Origin of the sequence: Pantoea sp. JZ29 (assembly GCF_035190385.1) — a bacterium.
In the GTDB taxonomy this organism is placed as follows: Bacteria; Pseudomonadota; Gammaproteobacteria; order Enterobacterales; family Enterobacteriaceae; genus Pantoea; species Pantoea stewartii.
The window spans coordinates 557,379-577,061 of the sequence record NZ_CP045241.1 but is presented as its reverse complement, the minus strand read 5'-3'; the positions used below and the strand labels follow the sequence as shown (position 1 = coordinate 577,061).

Annotated in this window: 20 protein-coding genes; 4 read left to right on the top strand and 16 right to left on the bottom strand. The window is 55.8% G+C overall.

Annotation, left to right across the window (positions count from 1 at the left end; all coding sequences use genetic code 11):
- Positions 1 to 28 precede the first annotated feature (28 nt).
- From GC090_RS02775 to yihU, 13 genes are all read right to left on the bottom strand, one after another.
- Complete coding sequence (locus GC090_RS02775; RefSeq protein ID WP_054633034.1) at positions 29 to 673, bottom strand: EF_0833/AHA_3914 family membrane protein; 645 nt, start codon at positions 671 to 673, stop codon at positions 29 to 31.
- A 13-nt stretch (positions 674 to 686) separates the two neighbouring features.
- Positions 687 to 1,463: a DUF4311 domain-containing protein gene (locus GC090_RS02770; RefSeq protein ID WP_006118328.1), complete on the bottom strand. Its 777-nt coding sequence runs from the start codon at positions 1,461 to 1,463 to the stop codon at positions 687 to 689.
- A 33-nt stretch (positions 1,464 to 1,496) separates the two neighbouring features.
- On the bottom strand, positions 1,497 to 1,793 hold the full coding sequence (locus tag GC090_RS02765; protein WP_033740005.1) for a DUF4312 family protein: 297 nt from the start codon (positions 1,791 to 1,793) through the stop codon (positions 1,497 to 1,499).
- 3 nt (positions 1,794 to 1,796) lie between these two features.
- Complete coding sequence (locus GC090_RS02760) at positions 1,797 to 2,153, bottom strand: SFCGS family glycine-rich protein (protein WP_006118330.1); 357 nt, start codon at positions 2,151 to 2,153, stop codon at positions 1,797 to 1,799.
- A 28-nt stretch (positions 2,154 to 2,181) separates the two neighbouring features.
- A complete protein-coding gene (locus GC090_RS02755) occupies positions 2,182 to 2,526 on the bottom strand; it encodes a glycine dehydrogenase (protein ID WP_044241509.1) in 345 nt (114 codons plus the stop codon).
- 297 nt (positions 2,527 to 2,823) lie between these two features.
- Positions 2,824 to 4,263: an MFS transporter gene (locus GC090_RS02750; protein ID WP_033740006.1), complete on the bottom strand. Its 1,440-nt coding sequence runs from the start codon at positions 4,261 to 4,263 to the stop codon at positions 2,824 to 2,826.
- Positions 4,264 to 4,288: 25 nt separating this feature from the next.
- Positions 4,289 to 5,683: an MFS transporter gene (locus GC090_RS02745; protein ID WP_033740007.1), complete on the bottom strand. Its 1,395-nt coding sequence runs from the start codon at positions 5,681 to 5,683 to the stop codon at positions 4,289 to 4,291.
- 43 nt (positions 5,684 to 5,726) lie between these two features.
- Positions 5,727 to 6,620, bottom strand: coding sequence for a sulfite exporter TauE/SafE family protein (locus GC090_RS02740; protein WP_133745567.1), 894 nt, complete (start codon positions 6,618 to 6,620; stop codon positions 5,727 to 5,729).
- A gap of 12 nt (positions 6,621 to 6,632) precedes the next feature.
- On the bottom strand, positions 6,633 to 8,690 hold the full coding sequence (locus GC090_RS02735) for an alpha-glucosidase (protein ID WP_058702676.1): 2,058 nt from the start codon (positions 8,688 to 8,690) through the stop codon (positions 6,633 to 6,635).
- 40 nt (positions 8,691 to 8,730) lie between these two features.
- On the bottom strand, positions 8,731 to 9,573 hold the full coding sequence (locus GC090_RS02730; RefSeq protein WP_263757491.1) for an aldose-1-epimerase: 843 nt from the start codon (positions 9,571 to 9,573) through the stop codon (positions 8,731 to 8,733).
- Positions 9,574 to 9,599: 26 nt separating this feature from the next.
- Positions 9,600 to 10,841: a sulfoquinovose isomerase gene (gene yihS, locus GC090_RS02725; protein WP_054633031.1), complete on the bottom strand. Its 1,242-nt coding sequence runs from the start codon at positions 10,839 to 10,841 to the stop codon at positions 9,600 to 9,602.
- A gap of 13 nt (positions 10,842 to 10,854) precedes the next feature.
- A complete protein-coding gene (locus GC090_RS02720; RefSeq protein ID WP_324020814.1) occupies positions 10,855 to 11,730 on the bottom strand; it encodes an aldolase in 876 nt (291 codons plus the stop codon).
- Between the two features lie 14 nt (positions 11,731 to 11,744).
- On the bottom strand, positions 11,745 to 12,650 hold the full coding sequence (yihU, locus tag GC090_RS02715) for a sulfolactaldehyde 3-reductase (RefSeq protein WP_039342326.1): 906 nt from the start codon (positions 12,648 to 12,650) through the stop codon (positions 11,745 to 11,747).
- 166 nt (positions 12,651 to 12,816) lie between these two features.
- Between yihU and GC090_RS02710 the strand changes: the two genes are divergently transcribed.
- Positions 12,817 to 13,713: a sugar kinase gene (locus tag GC090_RS02710; protein ID WP_006118340.1), complete on the top strand. Its 897-nt coding sequence runs from the start codon at positions 12,817 to 12,819 to the stop codon at positions 13,711 to 13,713.
- Positions 13,714 to 13,747: 34 nt separating this feature from the next.
- On the top strand, positions 13,748 to 14,548 hold the full coding sequence (locus tag GC090_RS02705) for a DeoR/GlpR family DNA-binding transcription regulator (RefSeq protein WP_133745666.1): 801 nt from the start codon (positions 13,748 to 13,750) through the stop codon (positions 14,546 to 14,548).
- Between the two features lie 32 nt (positions 14,549 to 14,580).
- Here GC090_RS02705 and cybC read toward each other — a convergent pair whose 3' ends face one another.
- Together cybC and pmbA are read right to left on the bottom strand one after the other, a co-directional pair.
- Complete coding sequence (gene cybC, locus GC090_RS02700) at positions 14,581 to 14,967, bottom strand: cytochrome b562 (protein ID WP_006118342.1); 387 nt, start codon at positions 14,965 to 14,967, stop codon at positions 14,581 to 14,583.
- A 95-nt stretch (positions 14,968 to 15,062) separates the two neighbouring features.
- Entirely contained in the window at positions 15,063 to 16,403 is a 1,341-nt protein-coding gene (gene pmbA / locus GC090_RS02695; protein WP_006118343.1) for a metalloprotease PmbA, read from the bottom strand.
- 113 nt (positions 16,404 to 16,516) lie between these two features.
- On the opposite strand from pmbA, the gene yjgA reads away from it, so the two are divergent.
- The gene (gene yjgA, locus GC090_RS02690; protein ID WP_033740015.1) at positions 16,517 to 17,062 is read left to right on the top strand and encodes a ribosome biogenesis factor YjgA; all 546 of its coding nucleotides are present in this window, start codon (positions 16,517 to 16,519) and stop codon (positions 17,060 to 17,062) included.
- Between the two features lie 84 nt (positions 17,063 to 17,146).
- On the opposite strand, the gene mpl is transcribed toward yjgA, so the two are convergent.
- Positions 17,147 to 18,502, bottom strand: a complete 1,356-nt coding sequence (gene mpl, locus GC090_RS02685) for a UDP-N-acetylmuramate:L-alanyl-gamma-D-glutamyl-meso-diaminopimelate ligase (protein WP_033740016.1) — start codon at positions 18,500 to 18,502, stop codon at positions 17,147 to 17,149.
- A 167-nt stretch (positions 18,503 to 18,669) separates the two neighbouring features.
- On the opposite strand from mpl, the gene fbp reads away from it, so the two are divergent.
- Positions 18,670 to 19,677, top strand: a complete 1,008-nt coding sequence (gene fbp / locus GC090_RS02680) for a class 1 fructose-bisphosphatase (RefSeq protein ID WP_006118345.1) — start codon at positions 18,670 to 18,672, stop codon at positions 19,675 to 19,677.
- The last annotated feature ends 6 nt before the right edge of the window (positions 19,678 to 19,683 follow it).

The following is a 19,683-nucleotide window of genomic DNA, read 5'->3' as shown; positions in this document are numbered from 1 at the left end:
GGCCTGAACCGATCGGGGGATAACAGGGTCAGATCGCCACAGGAAAGATCGCGCCCAGGATCATGGCACCCAGGATCGCACCGCCCGTGATCGGTTTATTCCACAGATAGAACACCAGCGCGCCCAGCAAGGATCCGAGGCCGATAGGAATTGAGGCACCCATCGCGGCCAGAATGATCAAGGGTCCCAGGAAACGGCCTGATGCATTGCCCGCCCCCATCATGACGTCCGCACCGTACGTGCTGTTGCTCTGATTGATGGTGAACTTACGCGCCAGGATAATGACGTAACCGATTGCCACACCGAGAATCAGGCCGGTGACCAGCGAAGCCGCAAAGTTGGCGACGGGGAAAACAAAACCCGCTCCGAGCAGCAGCGCCGGCACGCCCAGACCGACACCGGTCTGTATCGCACCACCGATGTCCAGAATCCCGACCAGCGATCCTTCAATGATGCGGGCGAACAGGAAGCTGGCTCCGAAGGCAGCCACCGCCCCATAGACGCCGGTATCGATTCCGGCCCGGAGCATGGACACGAAAGCGACTTCGTTAAACGCCCCAATGCCGTACAGGTAGTACATATGGGTCCCGGCAAACACGCCGGAGGAGAGCAAACCGACAAAAATCGGGAATGACCAGTCGGCATACCAGAAACCTTTGTTTGATTCTTCCATTGCAGACGCTCCGTTATTTGCCGCTCAGGCTGTTATGAATACTGTCGAGCCAGCCAGGAATGCCGAGCTGGAAGGATTGCAGCATCTTCATATCGAAACCGCGGAAGAAGGCGCTGAGGACAAACAGGGCAACGATGGCGGTCATCATGACTTTGGTCACTTTGTGCCAGCCGCTCTCTTCAACCCCTTTGCCAATCAAAATACCCAGCACCAGGCCCGGTACTGCATTGCCCATAATCAGCTGCGCCAGACCGCCAAAAATGGTGGCCCAGAAGCCCGATTTCTTACCGGCATCGATTGCGGCCAGCCAGAAGATGACGGGCATGACCGTGTTCACCAGCAGATTCGCCGCAGGGACCAGCACTTTGACCGCCGTAACCTGCAGGGCCGCCGGAACGGCAGAGGCCGTCGAATTCAAAAACGCGACCACCACCATGCCGATGATGCCGCAGGCGATAGCCATCTTTTTTGGATCGTGCAGCGTTTGCGCGACGTTGCGGTTTTTGACCATGATGGCCGCCGCGCCCCAGTTGGGAATGATGCGGTGATCCACATCCTGGGTGAATGCACCCGCCGCAACGGAGGAAGCCCAGGCATTGAAAAAGAAACCCAACCCAAAAGAGAAGTGAGAAGCGGGATCGCCTTCACAGGAGTTGAGTTCACCCAGTGTGCGAAACGCGCCCATACCTTGTGTCGTCGGCGCGTGGAACATGCGGGCAGCGCCAGCACCCACACCGACGCCCACAAGGCCGCCGATGATTAACGACTTGAGCAAAATGATGAGAAACATCCTCTTTCCTTATTTATGTTGTTTGAGGCTGACTTACACGCGGGTGAACGCAACTTTATCGCCGTCCAGACAGGTCACGTTGATGGTGACCTCCAGATCGACACTGAAGTGCCTGCGCTCGCGTGCCAGGAAAAAGAAAAGAAATTTTTCGGTTCTGACGCGCTCCTGCGCGCGCACCACCTTTACGTCCTGGGGTTCGATGCGCAGCAAAATCTTGTTGGCGTTGCGCAGGACTTCGTGCTGCACCCGGCTGAGCGCATCAGAGAACGCTTTCGCTTTGGTATCGCCTTTGCCGCTTACGGCTACCGAGGTTGTAAAGGTCTCTTTCATTCCTTATCCACCGTGTTTTTTGTGCCAGGCCTGAACCAGACGTTCACCCAGCTCTTCTTTATCCATAAACCCGAAGCCCAGCACGGTGGCGCCTTCGTTGATGGCTGTCACACCTTCATCCACTGAGCGCATGCCGTGTTTGGCTTTGTAGCCATACTTGTTTTGTGCCGTAATCGCCCCCGCACCGCCGCTGCCACAAAAAGAAATGCCAAAGTCGGCATTCTCAGCCTTCATCACATCGCCCAACTTCATGTCAGCTGCCACGCCGGGCACGACAACAGCACGCCCGCCCGCTTTCTCAACGCCGGCCGCCACTTTCTGTCCTTTACCTAATCGATCGCCTATTACTACGGTTACCATATGTCTGTACCTCTCATGATGGTGAAAATCAGTCGTTCTTAGCCACTTCAAAGTGGACGGAGAGCAGCCAGGCTTCTTCCGGCGGTAAATTGCCAAACAGATCCACGACCTGCTGCGCCAGTGCCATTGACGCTGGCGAGATCTCATCGAACAGATCCGCCTCCACCTCCGGCAGCCCTTCACCGGTTACCGATCGCAATGCCATTGCGCGGACATGCGAAGCCAGCATTTGCAGCTGTACCGCATTCGGCTTAATGGACCGCTCGGCAAACAGCGCGCCGATCTGGGTCATTACGCGATCCGCCAGGGCCTGAATCGTTTGCTGCTCGTCTTGTGACGCGTTCATCGCTACCGCTCCATTACACGTGCTCATCGTCTGCATCCCGTTACGCATTCAGCGTGATCACAAACTAAACAGAGTCCGCGCGGCTGTGGAGAACGACTTTTTCCGTTTCGAAGTGGAAATCCTGCACCTGAGCGTGATCGGTGCCGCAAAGTGGGGAATGAACAGGGGGAGAATGGAGATTCAGGTTATATAAAACAACAGGTTAGGCTGTCTTACCTGTGCGCAGTGATGCGCCTGCGAACACATAATGCGCGATGGCCGGTACTGTACCGCTGTCACAAAACCGACAAACAGTTACCTGCCATCACGTCTTAACAGAGAAACTTATGGCTTTTCCGCACCCGTCACCTGAACGCAGGCCTCGTTGCGCGTTGGGATAGCAGCAGGGGCAAGAGCGTGCCGTTTACGCTGGTTAATGGCCGCGACAATGCGCGCGAAACGCGCTTCATTGAGCCTGTAACCCCATCCCATAATCAGTGCCGCCGCGATGGCCAGCGTACAGGGCCAGATAAAGATCAACTGCCGCAGCCCCGCCAGCGTGGCATCCGATTGAAGGGCATTCGGCACATAGCCGATTTGTGTCAGCATCAGGCCCGGCAAAAACCCCGCCATGGCGGCAGAGATTTTACGGAAGAAGGTGTAGCCGGTATAGCAGGCGCCCTCTGCGCGGATACCGGTTTTCCATTCACCGTACTCGACGGTATCCGGCACCAGCGCCCAGTTAAGGCTGTTCACAAACGCTGTGCCGAAGAACGCCATACAGGAGAACAGGACGAACATTAGCGATGTGCTGCCCCAGAGAAAATTGCACAGATCGCCGACAGCCCAGAATACTAAACCCCCCAGATACACCTGCTTTTTACCCCAACGTTTCACCGCAGCGGGCACCAGCAGCACACCGGCCAGAATACAGCCCATGCTGAAGAAACCCATCCAGGAGAGCAGACTGACATCGTTCAGCACGTACTGGGTGTAATAAACCTGAATCGCCAGCTTGATGTTGAATGCCGCCAGGGTACACAGGTTCGCCAGGCACAGCGTCCGCAAGGGCGGATTGTGAAAGATGGCGCGAAAGGCGGTTGCAACGCCAGGTTTGTGATGGGCGGGCGTGACCTCGACATAGCGTTCTTTCACGCCGCTGTAGCAAAGCCCCATGCACAGCAATCCGCCAGTGACAAAGACGGCAGCCGCCACCTGATAACCCAGCGCACTTTTGCCCACAAACAGCGACTGGATGGGCATAAAGCCTACGGTACAAACCAGCAATCCTAACGTGGCCCCGCCCTGCCGCCAGGCGGCAAGATGAGCGCGCTCGGTGGGATTTCTGGTGATGGCAGGCACCATTGCCCCGTAGGAACAGTTCATCAGACTGTAAAACAGGCCAAACAGCATAAACAGCGCGGTGGCGACAGCCGTTTTACATGTCAGGCTGAGGTCATGCGCCACAAACTGCGCCGCCGCCACCAGCGCGACCGGCAGCGAAAAATACAGGATAAACGGCCTGAATTTTCCTCTTGCGCCAATTGTCCGCCGTGAATCCAGCACGATGCCCGTAAACATATCGGTAAGGGCCGTAAAGAATTTGGCGACGAGGAAAATCACGCCGCCATACCAGGCCGGCATCCCCAGTTCATCGGTGTAAAACTTAAGTAAGTAAAGCGTCCCGATAGCCAGCATCAGGTTGGAGCCGAAATCACCGATGCCGTAAGCAAACTTCTCACGCAGAGGCAGTTTCAGCGTTAAGGGATCAGAACCTGTGTTCATAACGGATCCTTATCACAGAGCCAAATCAGTGCTGACGCTTACGGGCGTCAATCTCGTCAATGATGCGGACATACATCTTTTCATTGAGGTTGTAGAAACACCCCATGGCCACAATCGTGACCACGGCTAACGCACCGGGATAAATAAACATCAGTTGCTTCAGGCCCTCGACCGTACCGGCGCGCTGGACAACGTTAGGCACGTAGCCAATCTGGGTCAGCATCCAGCCGGGGAAAAAGCCCGCCAGTGCCTGTGAGACCTTACGGAAAAAGGTGAAACCGGTATAAACCGTGCCTTCAGAACGCACGCCCGTCCGCCATTCCCCGTATTCGACCGTATCAGAGACCAAAGCCCAGTTAAGACTGTTCACAAAGGCAGATCCAAAAAAAGCCAGACAGGAAAACACGATGAAACTGACGGAACCGCCCCCATAGCAATAGTTGAGCAGATCGCCCACGACCCAAATCAGCAAACCGCCGATATACACTTTTTTCTTACCAAAGCGCCTGACGGCGCCGGGCATCATAAAGACACCGATAAAAATGCAGCCCATGCTAAAGAAGCCCATCCATGACAGCAGGATGGGATCGTTCAGAACGTACTGGGTGTAATAGACCTGAATCGCCAGCTTGACGTTGAACGCCCCCAGTGTGCACAGGTTGGCAATACAGAGAATAAACAGCGGACGGTTACCCGCGATAGCGCGGAAGGAGGCTAACAGGCCCGGGTTTTGCGTGGGGTGGGCAGACGGCTGTTCGACATAGCGCTCCTTTACACCGGCATAGCACCACCACATAAAGAACAAACCAAATGCCGAGAAAAGTGTGGCTGCAGCGATATAGCGGAACTGCGCGCTGCCTTCTGCCAGGTTCATCACCGGCACAAAACCCACAGTACAAATCAGTAACCCCAGCGTTGCACCGCCCTGCCGCCAGGCGGCCAGGGAGGCGCGCTCATCAGGATTTTTGGTGATGGCGGGCACCATCGCCCCATACGAACAGTTCATCATGCTGAAGAACAGGCCATACAACATAAACAACACCGTGGCGACGACCGCTTTACCGGTGATTTCAAACGGCGTGCCGATAAAGTTGGCGACAGCCAAAAGCGTGACCGGAAACGCGGCGTACAAGACAAACGGCCGGAACTTCCCTTTCGGGCCAATCCTGCGCCGCGAATCCAGCATGATGCCCGTGCCCATATCGGTAAACGCCGTGAAGAACTTGGCGACCAGAAAGATAATTCCGCCGTACGTTCCCGGCAGCTCCAGCACATCGGTATAGAACTTCAGTAAGTAAAGCGTCCCGATATCTAACAGGATGTTAGAACCCAGATCGCCCATGCCATAGGCCACTTTTTCCCGGAACGGCAACCGCAGCGTCGCAGGCTCGCCGGCAGAAGATACAGTTTGCTGATTCATGATGGTTCTCCGGTTTACCCGCCCGCCTGGCGGGTAACCTTGCTCAGGATGAAGGGGAAGCGTTTTGCTGCTGTGTTTCCGCGCGTATCGCCGCAACTTTTTTGCCCAATACCCACTGCATAATCGCCAGCAGGCCAAACACCGGCACCAGTACCGACCATACCGGAATCGCCAACGCCCCCTTGATCAGCATGGCGCCGGATGCGATCAGCAGCAGGAGCACCATCAGCCGGAAAGTGCTGACAGAGATGCGTTGGTGAACATACTGGCCCACCAGCGAGCCCAGGATCATGGTGGGCACGCAGAACAGCACCAGCTTGACGGTTGACAGCGTTAAGATGCCGCTGGTCGTCAGGCCGCCAATAATGGCGATGTTACTGGCGGTAAAAAACGCATTGAGCGTGCCACGAAACGCCGCCGGAGCCAGATTTCTCAACATGCCATAAATCACTACCGGCGGGCCGTTGGTCGCAAAAGCCGACCCCAGAGCGCCGGCGATGATGCCCGTAGGCACCACTAGCCAGTTTTTGTCACAGACGGGCAGACGAGGAACAAACAGGCTGTAAAACGCGTACAGGATCAGGAAAGTGCCCAGCCCGGTTTTCATGATGTTGTCCGGGAAACTGGCGAGCGCATAAATCCCCAGGGGAATGCCGGCAAAGGAGAACAGGATAAGCACCAGCGCAGATCGCCAGTGGGTTTCGTTACGTGACAACCAGGTCGCATATAACGCGGTGGCTGTCCCGACAATGACCGACATAGGTGCCGCCATTTTGACTGGCAGCAACAAGGTGATCAGCGGCATCGTCACCAGCGCGCCACCAAAGCCTGCGCAGATACCGATGAAGGTATACAGGAACATGATGGCGATGATGATGCAGACAACCTCAATACTCAGCTCAAGCCCGTCGGGAGTAAAAAGCGTGAAGAAATCCATACCCTTTCTCCTTTATCGCGTCGAACCGGCACTGTCGATCAGCCGTAACGAGGCGAATAACGCCTGCCATTCACTTTCAGCCCGGTAAAAGACGGGCGGCTGGCCAAGCGGTGCGGCCACCGTGATCTCGCCACCGCTGGCCGCTTCACCGGTCCAGAGGTTTATCCAGCGATCCTCCGGCAGATAGAGCGTCCAGTCGTGGCGGCCCTCTTCATACACCGGCGCGACCAGCAAATCACGACCAAACAGGTACTGGTATTTCAGCGAGTAGGTGCGGGCATCCGCTTCATAGTGCAGGAAAAGCGGCCGCATAACAGGCAGACCACTGCGGGCATTCTGCGCCACCGCCTGCCTGATGTAAGGCTTTAAGGAAGTAAAGATCGTCGACATACGGGCAAAATGCGCCATGGTTTCGTCATCGCTGTCAAACTGCCAGTTATCGCCGGGACGGTTACCTTCATGGGTACGCATCATGGGCGTAAAGGTGTTGAAATCACACCAACGCAGCAGCAGTTCTTTGCTCCGTTTCATACCGTAGAGCGTGGTATAGCCACCAATGTCACTGTGATGCAAACCGTGCCCACTCATTGCCAGCGACAAGGCGGCAGGCACTACCGACGCGAGGCCATCGTCCAGACTCCAGTCAACGTTTTGATCCCCGGCCCACATCATCACGGCGTATTTCTGACTGCCGGTATAACCCGCGCGCATAAAATAGAGCGTTTCGCCGAGCTTGCCGGTTTCTGCCAGCGCGTCGTAGTTACATTTTGCCCACAGCGCAGGCCAGGCATTATGCATAATCTCGGCGTGGACACCGTTATGCAGAACCGTATCGGTTGGGAGATATTCGCCAAAATCCGCCATCCAGCCGCCACAGCCCAGGCCGATCAGATTTTGTTTGATAACCTCTTTGAACCAGTTATAAGCATCAGGATGAGTCAGATCGACAACGCCCGCATAGAACTCACCAAATTCAACGTGGTAGTCCTGACCGGAAGCCGTTTTGGTGAGATAGCCGTGCCGGGCGGCCTCGTCGCACAGAGGGCGATCGCTGGCGACATAAGGATTGATATAAGAGAGAAACTGGACGCCTTCGGCTTTCCATTGCTGAATGCGTGTATCCAGTTGCGGATAGAGTTCGCTGTCCCACTGCCAGTTCCACATGACACGTTTGCCAAACGACGTCATGCGAATACCGGACCAGTCCTGAGCCCAGATACCGTTAACCTTCACGCCCGCCTGACGCATCTTGTCTAACTTCTGCTGACACACGTCGGTGCCGCCCTGAATGCCCAGAATCACGCCATCGTAAACCCAGTCAGGCAATTCAGGCTGGCGGCCCAGCAAGGCGCTCAGTTTTTCCAGCAGCGCAATATAGCTGTCGGCGCATTCAAAGCGTAACGTCGCGCGGTTTTCCCAGAACGCCAGTTCGTGATAATCGGGTGCGCTGAAGTCAAAATTCATGTAGCCGCTGTTGTCCACATGGCAGTAATACTTCTGGCTGCTGACGAAGGTGGGCTGAGGGAAAAACGTCCAGTAATAATCGCCGCCGGCATTCTCCGCACAGTCCGCCTGCCAGGTAACATAACTGTTTTTATTCCGTCCGACGCCCTGCTCACTGGTCCAGAGCGGGAACGGTTTCCCGCGCAGGTCAAAACAGGAAAACTGTTCGCCGCAGCCGTAGATGTGATCCGCCTGCTGCGCTGCCAGCCGTAGCCAGATGCGGTTATGACTGTCGGCGTCATTATTTAGCGTGAGCAGTAAACGCCCGCCGGCATCCAGCCCAACCGTCAGCGTGGCGCTGATGACGTTGCCGCGCGAGAAACGAATGTGCCAACAGTCGGCCTGCGACGTCATGGTGGCCTCAGTCAGGGCCAGCTTTTCATTCAGCCGATCTTTGATACTGAAGTTGCCACGAAACATTTTAATGTCGGCCCGACCGTGCCCCATCCACAGACAGGGCGCTTCCGGGCTGTGGCTCAGAATAACGCGGCCGTGATAAACCAGTGAAAAGCCGTTATCAGTGGCAGTGAGTTTTACCCCTGCCGTTTCAAGATGTTGTAAGTGCATACTGGCCTCTTAGTTGTAGGGTAAGGCGGTAAGGTGATCTTTATCCGGGGCGATCGCAGCCAAGGGTGAAGGCCAGCCGATGCGTCGCCTGCGGTGCGAGCCAGACCAGATCAACGCCGGAGTTAAACGCATCAGGCGGGCAACTCATGGGCTCGGTTGCCAGCCCGGTGCGGCCCAGTTTTTCGCCGGTGTAAATTTGCAGCCAGGGCTGATCGCTACGTAAGTAAACAGAAAGGGACGGCTTCCGGCTGGTCAGGCGCACTTCCCACTGCTGGCCGTCCGTGCCTGTGCGAAGGCTGTCATCAATTTGCGTTGCGCCGAGCAGACGTGGGGAAAGGAAATCGCCTTGCGCTATCGCGGCAGGCAACGTGAGCAGGCACTCGTCCAGCGGCGTTCTGTTGCAGGTCAGATACGGGTGCGCACCTGCGCCATAAGGAGCAGGTTCACGTCCTGTATTTTGACTGTCGAGCGTCACCAGCAGGCCCTGCATGGCATCCAGCCGGTACGTCACCGTTGAAACCAGGGCAAACGGATACCCGTAGCTGGGCGGTAAAAAGATTGTCAGCCTCGCTGTGCTGTCGGTATGTTCCGTAATCTGCCAGTCACGCCACGCCAGCAAACCGTGAATGGCGGTTCCCCCTTCGTGATCATTGATCGGTAAATGAAGCCATTTACCGTTATGGTACCAGGTGCCCTTCGCGACGCGATTGGGCCAGGGAATCAGGACTTTCCCCATGTGCGCCAGCGGCAGGGTTTCAGGGGGATGGGGGAGCACCAGATGCTGACCTGCGTATGTCAGTTCAGCCAGACCCGCGCCCACGGTGACAAGGGTGGCCTGATAGTCTCCGGCACGCAGTACAAGGGTTTTTCCGCTGCTGTGCATAGCTGGTACTCCCGTCTGTTTTGGAATTATTTTGCGTTACAGTCCAGTAATCCGGCGGCGACAGCGGGAGCCAGGCCCGGTGCCAGCGGAAGGCGTGGGATGACCAGGCAATGCAGCAGGTGGTAGATATCCTGTTTGCCGTCCCAGACTTTGGTCGTCACCTTGTTTTCGCAATCCAGTTCCTGCCACCAGGAACCGTTTTCGAAGTCCATCAGGTAGGTCATGCAGTAGTCCCACCACTTCTGATACCAGGCTTCGTATTGCGCCTCACCGGTGACGGTATACAGCGCATAGGCGGTTCCCATCGCTTCGACGATAGGCCAGCGTACCCGCTCGCGCACCACGGGCTTGCCGTCCCAGTCCACGGTATAAACGAAACCGTCTGCGCCATCGGGCGCCCAGGCATCACGCAGGGTGGCGTGAAATAACCCTTTGGCATCTTCCACTAACCAGGCCGGTGGGGTTTCAAAGCGCGCTTCAAACGCGGCGTGCAGATGCAGCATCAGTCGCCCCCACTCAATCCAGTGGCCGGGCGTGCCACCATAAGCACGGAAGCGGTGGGCAGGGTTGTCTTTGTTGTAATCGCGCAGTGGCGTCCAGTGCGTGTCAAAGTGTTCATTCACGCGGTAATTATTTTGACGCGCGACATCATGGATGATTACGGACGTGACGCGCAGCGCGCGATCCAGCCATTTCTTATCGTGCGTGACGTCATACACGATCAGGAACGCTTCAACGGCGTGCATATTGGCGTTCCCTCCCCGGTAGTCTTCGGTCTTGCTGAATGCCTCGTCCCAGGATTCCAGGCACATCTGCTCGTCTTCACTCCAGAAGTAACGTTCAATGACCTTGATCGCCTCATCCAGCAATGGACGTGCCGCCGGATGACCGGTGGTAACGGCGCTGGCGGCGCCCAGCAATACAAAAAAATGCTGGTAGCCCTGCTTGGAGGCATCGAGAACGCCTTCGTCGTTGACGCAGGCGTACCAGCCGCCATATTTTTTATCGCGAAGGGCACCGTTTAATGCATTGATACCATGTTCAACCAGTTGATAAGCCCCGGGCCGCCCCATCGAGGCCGCCACCGCATAGACGTGCAACATGCGGGCGGTGATCCACAGGTGCGTTCCCTTATCGGGTTTGACCTGACCGTTATTACCCAGCCAGCCAAATCCGGTTGGCACCGCCGCATGCTTGCCAAAACTGAAAATCCGATCGGTTTCCTGTTCGAGCCAGCGATTGTGGCTTAAGGTGTTAAACCATTTCATCTGCTTCTCCCTATTAACGTTTCGCCATCATTTCATCTACGATCTCGCCCAGCCGTTGCAGTCTGGGAACAGAGATATCCCGCAGCATCAGGTCGGTATCGGGTAAACCAATAACCGAAGACCAGACTGCGCGGCCCGCCAGGAATCCGGAGGCACCCGCCTGCATGGCGACTCTGACGGCTCGTGGGAATAATTTTTCGTCAATGCCAGAGGAGAGGATGACCCACGGCATCATGATCAAATCGTTAAGTTTCTGCGCGGCCGTCAGCAGGTCGGCTTGTGAACCTTTGCCGTACAGCGGCATTTCCACCTTATAAAGATCCGCTCCGCTGTTACCCAGTTCCTTCGCTGCAGCGAGGATCGCCTGCTCGCGATCGAAGCGATCGCCCCGGCGCGGCGGTCTGACAACGGGTTCGATAATGCTGAGCAGACCATGGCGATGACAGCGCGCAGTGAAGGTATTCACCATATCGAGCCGCTGCTGTGCGTCTTCATCGCTGCGCCACAGCACCAGCAGCTTGAGCGCCTTTGCCCCGTCACGCTTGACGGTCTGAGGATCGACGCGGTGATCAATCTCCACACTGTCAACCGGCATGCCGTTGCCCGGTATAAACGCATCCGCCGCGACAATGATGCCGCAACCGGGCGACACAGCCCGCTGCTCCACAATCTGCTGAAAGCAAAATTGCTGATCCACCAGGATGGCGGAGGCATAAGGCGATAACACGCTGGCGGCATTCACTTTGAATTCGGTCAGAACCCGATCGCTGACCGGCTGTGGCGCACCCGCGGCGGCAAACATCAGCCGCATCGCTTCACGCTGATCCACAGCCAGCATGGCGAAACCACCTGATGGCCGGGCGATGTCTTTAAGGGTGTAATGAGTCATGTGCTTTCCTCTGATTAAGCGTCACAAGGGGTTGTCGAAGGTGAGAGGCCTGCGCTGGCGCGCACGTGTTCGAGAAGGGCGGTCCAGTCCTGACGTCCGCGTCCGGCGGCGCGCGCCTGGCTGTAAACCTCACGTGAGGCGGCCCCGAGCGGCATGGGCACATGCAGCTGGTTAGCCACATCCAGCGCGATGCCCAGGTCTTTATGAGCCAGATCGATCATAAAGGCCGGTGACAGGTCGCCTTTCAGCACCTTATTTGGCCAGGTCGTGGTGAAGTGCCCCTTCCCTGCTGGCGTGCCGTTCATGACCTGTAGCGCAACTTCCAGCGGCAGCCCCAGCCCTTCACACAGCACCGCCGCCTCTGCAGAGAGCGCATTCAGGGCGATACTCATGTAGTTATTAATCAGCTTGACGCGAATCCCCATGCCCGGTCCGCCAGCCACCACCACCTCATTTCCCATGGCCAACAGCAGCGGTTTTGCCCGCTCAATCTGTTGCAGTGTTCCGCCTGCCAGCAGCAACAGCGTGCCGGCGATAGCATGATCGGATGTGCGCCCAACCGGCACGTCCATCATGCTGAAGCCGCTCGCCCGCATCTCGTTAATCATCTGGTCGGTCTGTAGCGGATGGATCGTCGACATATCGATCACCAGTGCCGAAGGCGACAGGGTGGTACAGACGCCCTGATCACCTGACAGGACAGCGCGCACCAAATCGCCATTGGGCAGCATGGTGATAACGAATTCAGCCCCTTCGGCGGCCTCGGCTGGAGAACGGGCAGCCTGTGCGCCTTTTTCCACTAACCTGGCAACCGCCTCGGGATTGACGTCAAACACCCTGAGCTGATGGCCCTGCTTAAGCAGATTGCTCGCCATCGGCGCCCCCATTTGCCCCAGTCCAATAAACGCTACTTCCGCCATACCGCTCTCCCAAACCCGATGAATGTCACATTTTGTCCGATATATGATTTTTGCTGTCTTTTTCGGATCATATTTGTAATTTATGGTCAAAAAATTGACAGGTGTCACTTTTAAAACATTTGATGAAATTAAAATGACAGCACGAGAAAATGTCTGAGGAAGAGTGATGACGCGCATAGCTTGTGTAGGGATCACCGTACTGGATCGCATCTGGTACCTGGAAACGTTACCGCATCAGGGCGGAAAATATGTCGCCAGCAACTATCGGGAAGTCGGCGGTGGCCCGGCGGCCACGGCAGCCGTCGCGGCTGCCAAGTTGGGTGCGCAGGTAGATTTTATTGGCCGGGTCGGGGACGATGACACCGGGAAAAGGCTGCTGTCCGAGTTAAACAGTTACGGCGTAAATACACGTTATACAAAGATTTTTAACGCTGCCCGCTCCTCGCAATCTGCCATTCTTGTGGATGCTGAAGGCGAACGTATCATCGCCAACTATCCCAGCCCGGATTTACCCGACGAGGCCGACTGGCTAGCGGAAATCGATTTTTCTCAGTGGGATGCCGTGCTGGCGGATGTCCGCTGGCATCAGGGCGCAAAATGCGCCTTTACGCTGGCACGCAGGTCCGGCGTTCCCACTATTCTGGATGGCGATGTGACGCCACAAAACATTGCTGAACTGGTAACGCTGAGCGACCACGCGGCGTTTTCCGCACCCGGTTTGCAGCGCCTAACCGGTATGGAAAGTGACGCCAGTGCGCTGAAAAAAGCACAAATGCTCACAAAGGGACATGTCTATGTGACACAAGGCGTTCAGGGTTGCCTCTGGCTTGATGCGGGCAGATTACAGCATCAGCCAGCTTTTCATGTCAGGGTGGTCGACACGACCGGTGCCGGCGATGTGTTTCATGGCGCACTGGCATTCAGGCTGGCCCAAAAGCCCGCCGTGGCGGAAGCGGTGCGCTTTGCCAGCGCTGTCGCGGCCTTAAAATGTACGCGCCCGGGTGGCCGGGCCGGTATTCCCGATTATGAGCAAACCTGTTCTTTTATGTCAGTTAATGGTTAAACTGACAGCCAAAGTGGTCTTCAGAGAGCAGCTCATGATCCTCACGGACGTAACCGGTAATCCTCGCCACGATCGTTTACTCAGCCTGATCGCCGAACGTGGCTACATGAATATTGATGAACTTGCGGTGCTACTGGATGTGTCGACGCAAACAGTACGCCGCGACATTCGCAAACTCAGCGAACAGGGATTGATTACCCGTCATCATGGCGGCGCAGGCCGCGCATCCAGCGTGGTCAATACCGCCTTTGAACAGCGCGAAGTCTCACAAACCGATGAAAAACGATCTATCGCTGACGCCATCGCTGACTACATTCCTGATGGTTCTACGGTGTTTATTACGATTGGCACCACCGTGGAGCATGTGGCCCGCGCCCTGATGAACCATAAGCATCTGCGGGTTATCACCAACAGCCTGCGGGTGGCACATATTCTGTATAAATGCCCCCAGTTTGAAGTCATGGTGCCCGGCGGCACGTTGCGCCCACACAATGGTGGCATTATTGGTCCGGTGACCACGGCCTTTGTGGCCAGTTTCCGGGCGGATTATCTCGTCACCAGCATGGGCGCCATTGAGAGTGACGGTGCGCTGCTGGAATTTGACGTCAATGAGGCCAACGTTGCACAAACGATGATGGCGCATTCGCGTCATATATTGCTCGCCGCCGATCATACTAAATTCCAGGCCTCGGCCGCGGTGGAGATGGGCAGCGTGGCGCAGGCGACAGCCCTGTTCACTGATAAACTGCCGGGTACGGCGCTGCAAAACCTGCTGAAAACCCATCAGGTTGAAGTGATCCTGGCTAAGCCGGGTGGCGATGAGGGGGCGGAATAATTAACCCCGGCAGTGCCGGGGTTAGCGTGGGTTTAGCGGAACTTCTTGTGGTTTTCGTTACGGATAGCAGCCAGTTTTTGCGCTTCTGCTTTCGCTTCATCCAGCTTGCCCTGCTTAGCCAGTGCATCGGCTTTATCAATCTGGGCAATCAAATCATCCATGCCTTTGTGAAAGTCTTTCATTTCCGGGCTGTCCGGTGCTTTGCCTTCCAGTTTGTCCGGGGTGCCTTTTTTGGCATCTTCGGCTTTGGCGCGCAAATCACCTAACATTTTGTGCAGCTGATCGGCGCTTTTCGCCCCATCCAGCGACTTGTAAATACCCGCCATCTCTTTCATATCGTGCTCAAGAGAAGCCGCACCGGCGGTGACATTAACAGATAACAAGGCAACAGCTAACAACGACATAAACGCTTTACGCATGCTCAGCTTCCTTTTTATTGTGAAAACGCTGCTTATAAAAAAGCGGAGGGTCGATGCCCTCCGCTTGCTATCGCCTACACAACTTAAAAGAGATTTTACTGTCCGGCAATATACATTTCGGGTAACAGAACAGAACCACACTGAATATTGCTGCGGGTTTCAATGTCATCGCCTACGGTAACAATGTTCCGCCACATATCGCCTAAGTTACCTGCAATCGTAATTTCACTTACCGGATACTGAATCTCGCCATTCTCCACCCAGAAACCGGCTGCGCCACGCGAATAATCGCCCGTGATGGCGCTGACGCCCTGTCCCATCAGTTCGGTCACGACCAGCCCGGTGCCCATCTGCTTCAGCATGTCGTTGAAGCTGTGCCCCTGACCGGCGATGCGCCAGTTATGAATGCCGCCCGCGTGACCGGTGCTGGTCAGGCCCAGCTTGCGCGCAGAATAGCTGGTCATCAGCCAGGTTTGCAGCACGCCATCTTTAATAATGTCGCGGGCCTGTGTACGTACGCCTTCGCTGTCAAACGGCGTGGAGGCCAGGCCTTTTAACAGATGCGGCTGCTCCTGAATGGTCAGCCATTCAGGCAGAATCTGTTTGCCCATCGCATCCAGTAAGAATGTGGATTTACGATAGACGCTGCTGCCGCTGATGGCGCCGACCAGATGGCCGAACAGGCCGGTCGCGACTTCCGGCGCAAAAATGACCGGCGCTTTCATGGTATCGAGCTTACGCGGTGCCAGGCGCGACAGCGTCCGGCGAGCGCACTCAGCCCCAACCCAGTCCGCGCTCTTTAAGTCCTCAATGGCGCGGCCAATGGTGTACGCATAATCACGCTCCATATTGCCGTCCTGCTCAGCAATGACGCAGCTGGACAGCGAATGACGGCTGGAACAGTAGCTTTGCAGCATGCCGTGGCTGTTACCAAAGACTTTGATACCGACATGGCTGTTAAAACTACCGCCTTCAGTATTGGTGATGCGTTTGTCTGCCTGCAATGCCGCCTGCTCTGCCTGTGCCGCCAGCTGGATAGCATAATCGGCATCGATCTCCCACGGATGGTAGAGATCCAGATCCGGTGCGTCATAAGCCAGCAGTTCGGCATCCGCCGGGCCGGCAAAGGGATCCGGCGAGGTATAGCGTGCGATATCAATCGCCGCCTGCACGGTTCGTTTAATGGCATCCGGGCTGAGATCGGTCGATGAGGCACTGCCTTTACGGTTTTGGTGGTAAACAGTGATGCCCAGCGCGCCATCACTGTTGAATTCGACGTTTTCCACTTCGCCGTAACGGGTACTGACACCAATACCGGTGGTCTTGCTCACCGCGACTTCCGCGCCATCCGTACTTGCTTTTGCCAGTTCAAGCGCCTGTGCAATTGCCTGTTCCAGTGCTTTTCGCTGTTCTGCAACTTGAGTTGATACGTTCATCGACCTGCCGTCTAATCTTATGGTTGAATAATTTGAGTCTATCAGAGTCAGAGAACAATTTCGCAGTCACCCGATAAACTGGTAGGATTAGCCTCTTTTTTTTGGAGCCAGATATGACTAAGCAGCCTGAAGAGTGGCTCGATGATGTGCCCGATAATCACGAAGAAGAAGATGAAGAGATCATTTGGGTTAGTAAGAGCGAAATCAAACGCGATGCTGAAGAGCTGAAACGCCTGGGGGCCGAACTGGTCGACCTGGGGAAAAACTCGCTGGATAAAATTCCGCTGGATGAGCGTTTGCGTACCGAGATTGAACTGGCGCAGCGTATTAAGAAAGAAGGCCGCCGCCGTCAGTTACAGTTAATTGGTAAGCTGCTGCGCAGCATCGACGTTGAACCGATTCGTACCGCACTGGATAAGCTTAAAAACCGCCATAACCAGCAGGTTGCGCTGTTTCACAAGCTGGAAATGCTGCGCGATCGCCTGATTGAAGAAGGCGATGAGGCGATGACCGACGTGCTTGCCCTTTATCCTCAGGCCGATCGTCAGCAACTGCGTAGCATGATTCGTAATGCACAGAAGGAAAAAGCGGGTAACAAACCGCCAAAATCTGCCCGTCAGATTTTTCAGTACCTGCGCGAATTAGCAGAAGCCGTCTGACCCTGGCGGTGATGTGCGGCTGAGCAGTGCCCAGCCGCAGGGTTTTCTCTCCCCTCGTTCGGGGAGAAAAGGATCGGCTACCGGTTAACGAGCCAGACGATCCAGCAGCTTCTGATGAATCCCACCAAAGCCCCCGTTGCTCATTACCAGGATGGAATCGCCCGGCTGCGCCGTTTTGGCGATCGTTTCTACCAGCGCATCAATATCCGCGCTGCAGTGCGCAGGCTGCATGCAGGCTTCTGCGACATCCGCGACCTGCCAGGGAATATGGCTCGGCTGGAACAGAAACACTTCGTCGGCACGCGCCAGTGACGGGGCAAGTTCATTTTTATTCACGCCCATTTTCATGGTGTTTGAACGCGGTTCGAGCACGGCCAGGATACGCGCCGTCCCGCCCACTTTGCTGCGCAGCGCGCTCAGCGTGGCAAGAATCGCGGTCGGATGATGGGCAAAATCATCATAGATCTTGATGCCGTTGACCTCGCCGCGCAGTTCCAGACGACGACGGGCATTGATAAAGCTGTCCAGTGCCTGGCTGGCATCCTCGGGTTTCACGCCAACATGACGGGCTGCCGCAATGGCCATTAAACCATTGTGCATGTTGTGTTCGCCGACCAGTGCCCAGTTCACTTCACCCACTTTGTTGCCGTCCAGCCAGACTTCCCAGTGTGAGGCGTCAGGCGTCAGTTTTTTCGCCTGCCAGTGACCGCCGTCGCCGACATGTTCCTGCTCGCTCCAGCAGCCCATCGCCATTACCTGCTTCAGGTTATGATCGTGCTCCGGCAGCAGGATCTTCCCCTGGCCCGGCACGATGCGCACCAGGTGATGGAACTGTTTCTGGATCGCCCGCAGATCGTCAAAAATATCCGCATGATCGAATTCCAGGTTATTCAGAATCAGCGTACGTGGGCAGTAATGAACGAATTTAGAGCGCTTATCGAAAAACGCGCAGTCATATTCGTCAGCCTCAATCACAAAGAATGGGCTTTTTCCTAATTTTGCTGAAACATCGAAGTTGCCGGGTACACCGCCGATAATAAAGCCCGGTTCCAGACCACACGCCTCCAGAATCCACGCTGCCATGCCTGCCGTCGTGGTTTTACCGTGGGTGCCGGCCACGGCCAGCACCCACCGGTCACGCAGCACGAAATCATGCAGCCACTGGGGACCTGAAAGGTAGGGAATGTTGCGTTCCAGAACCGCTTCCACACAGGGATTACCGCGCGTCATGGCATTGCCGATGATGACCAGGTCTGGTTGAGGATCAAGCTGACTGGCGTCATAACCCTCTGTTAATTCAATACCTTGCTGTTCCAGCAGGGTGCTCATCGGCGGATAAACATTGGCATCTGAGCCTGTCACCTGATGGCCAAGGGAGCGTGCCAGCATCGCCAGCCCGCCCATAAACGTGCCACATATCCCGAGGATGTGAATGCGCATAAAAACGTCCATAACTCAAAAGTTCGGCGCACAGTGTAACCTCGGTTGCGAGCGGAAGAAACGGATTAGGACTATGGTTTTTGAAGTTCAATCGGCTAAACTGCGTACGCATCCGTCGGCAGTGAAGTATGCCGCTGCCACTCCATCGATGATTCAGGGAATGTGTTATGAAAACGTTGGGCGAATTTATCGTCGAGAAGCAACACGACTTTCCGCACGCTACAGGTGAACTGACGGCGCTTATCTCAGCAATTAAGCTGGGTGCCAAAATTATCCACCGCGATATTAACAAAGCCGGTTTAGTGGATATCCTGGGGGCCAGCGGCGTCGAGAATGTTCAGGGTGAACAGCAGATGAAACTGGATCTGTTCGCCAACGAAAAACTCAAAGCCGCACTGAAAGCGCGCGGTATCGTTGCCGGTATCGCTTCTGAAGAAGAGGACGAATTTGTCATCTTTGAGGGCGAGGAAAACGGCAAGTACGTGGTCTTGATGGATCCGCTGGATGGATCATCGAACATCGACGTTAACGTCTCTGTCGGCACCATTTTCTCAATCTATCGTCGCGTCAGTGAACCCGGCACACCGGTCGTCGAAGCGGACTTCATGCAGCCGGGCAATAAACAGGTCGCGGCCGGTTATGTGGTTTACGGTTCGTCTACCATGATGGTTTACACCACCGGTTGTGGTGTGCACGCGTTTACCTACGATCCGTCACTGGGCGTGTTCTGCCTCAGTCACGAACGGATGACGTATCCGGAAGTGGGCTACACCTATTCCATTAACGAAGGTAACTACATTCGTTTCCCGCAGGGCGTGAAAAAATACCTGAAATTCTGTCAGGAAGAGGATGTGGCAACGCACCGTCCTTACACCTCACGCTACATCGGTTCACTGGTGGCGGATTTCCATCGTAACCTGCTGAAAGGCGGCATCTACCTTTACCCCAGCACGGCCAGCCATCCGAAGGGTAAACTGCGCCTGCTGTATGAGTGCAACCCCATGGCCTTCCTGGCCGAGCAGGCGGGCGGTAAAGCCAGCGACGGGCAAAACCGTATTCTGGATATCCCCCCGGTAACGCTGCATCAGCGCTGCCCGTTCTACTGTGGCAACACCGCCATGGTGGATGACGTAGAGCGCTTCCTGGCAGAGTTCCCGGAGTGTCGTCAGGGCTAAACATAA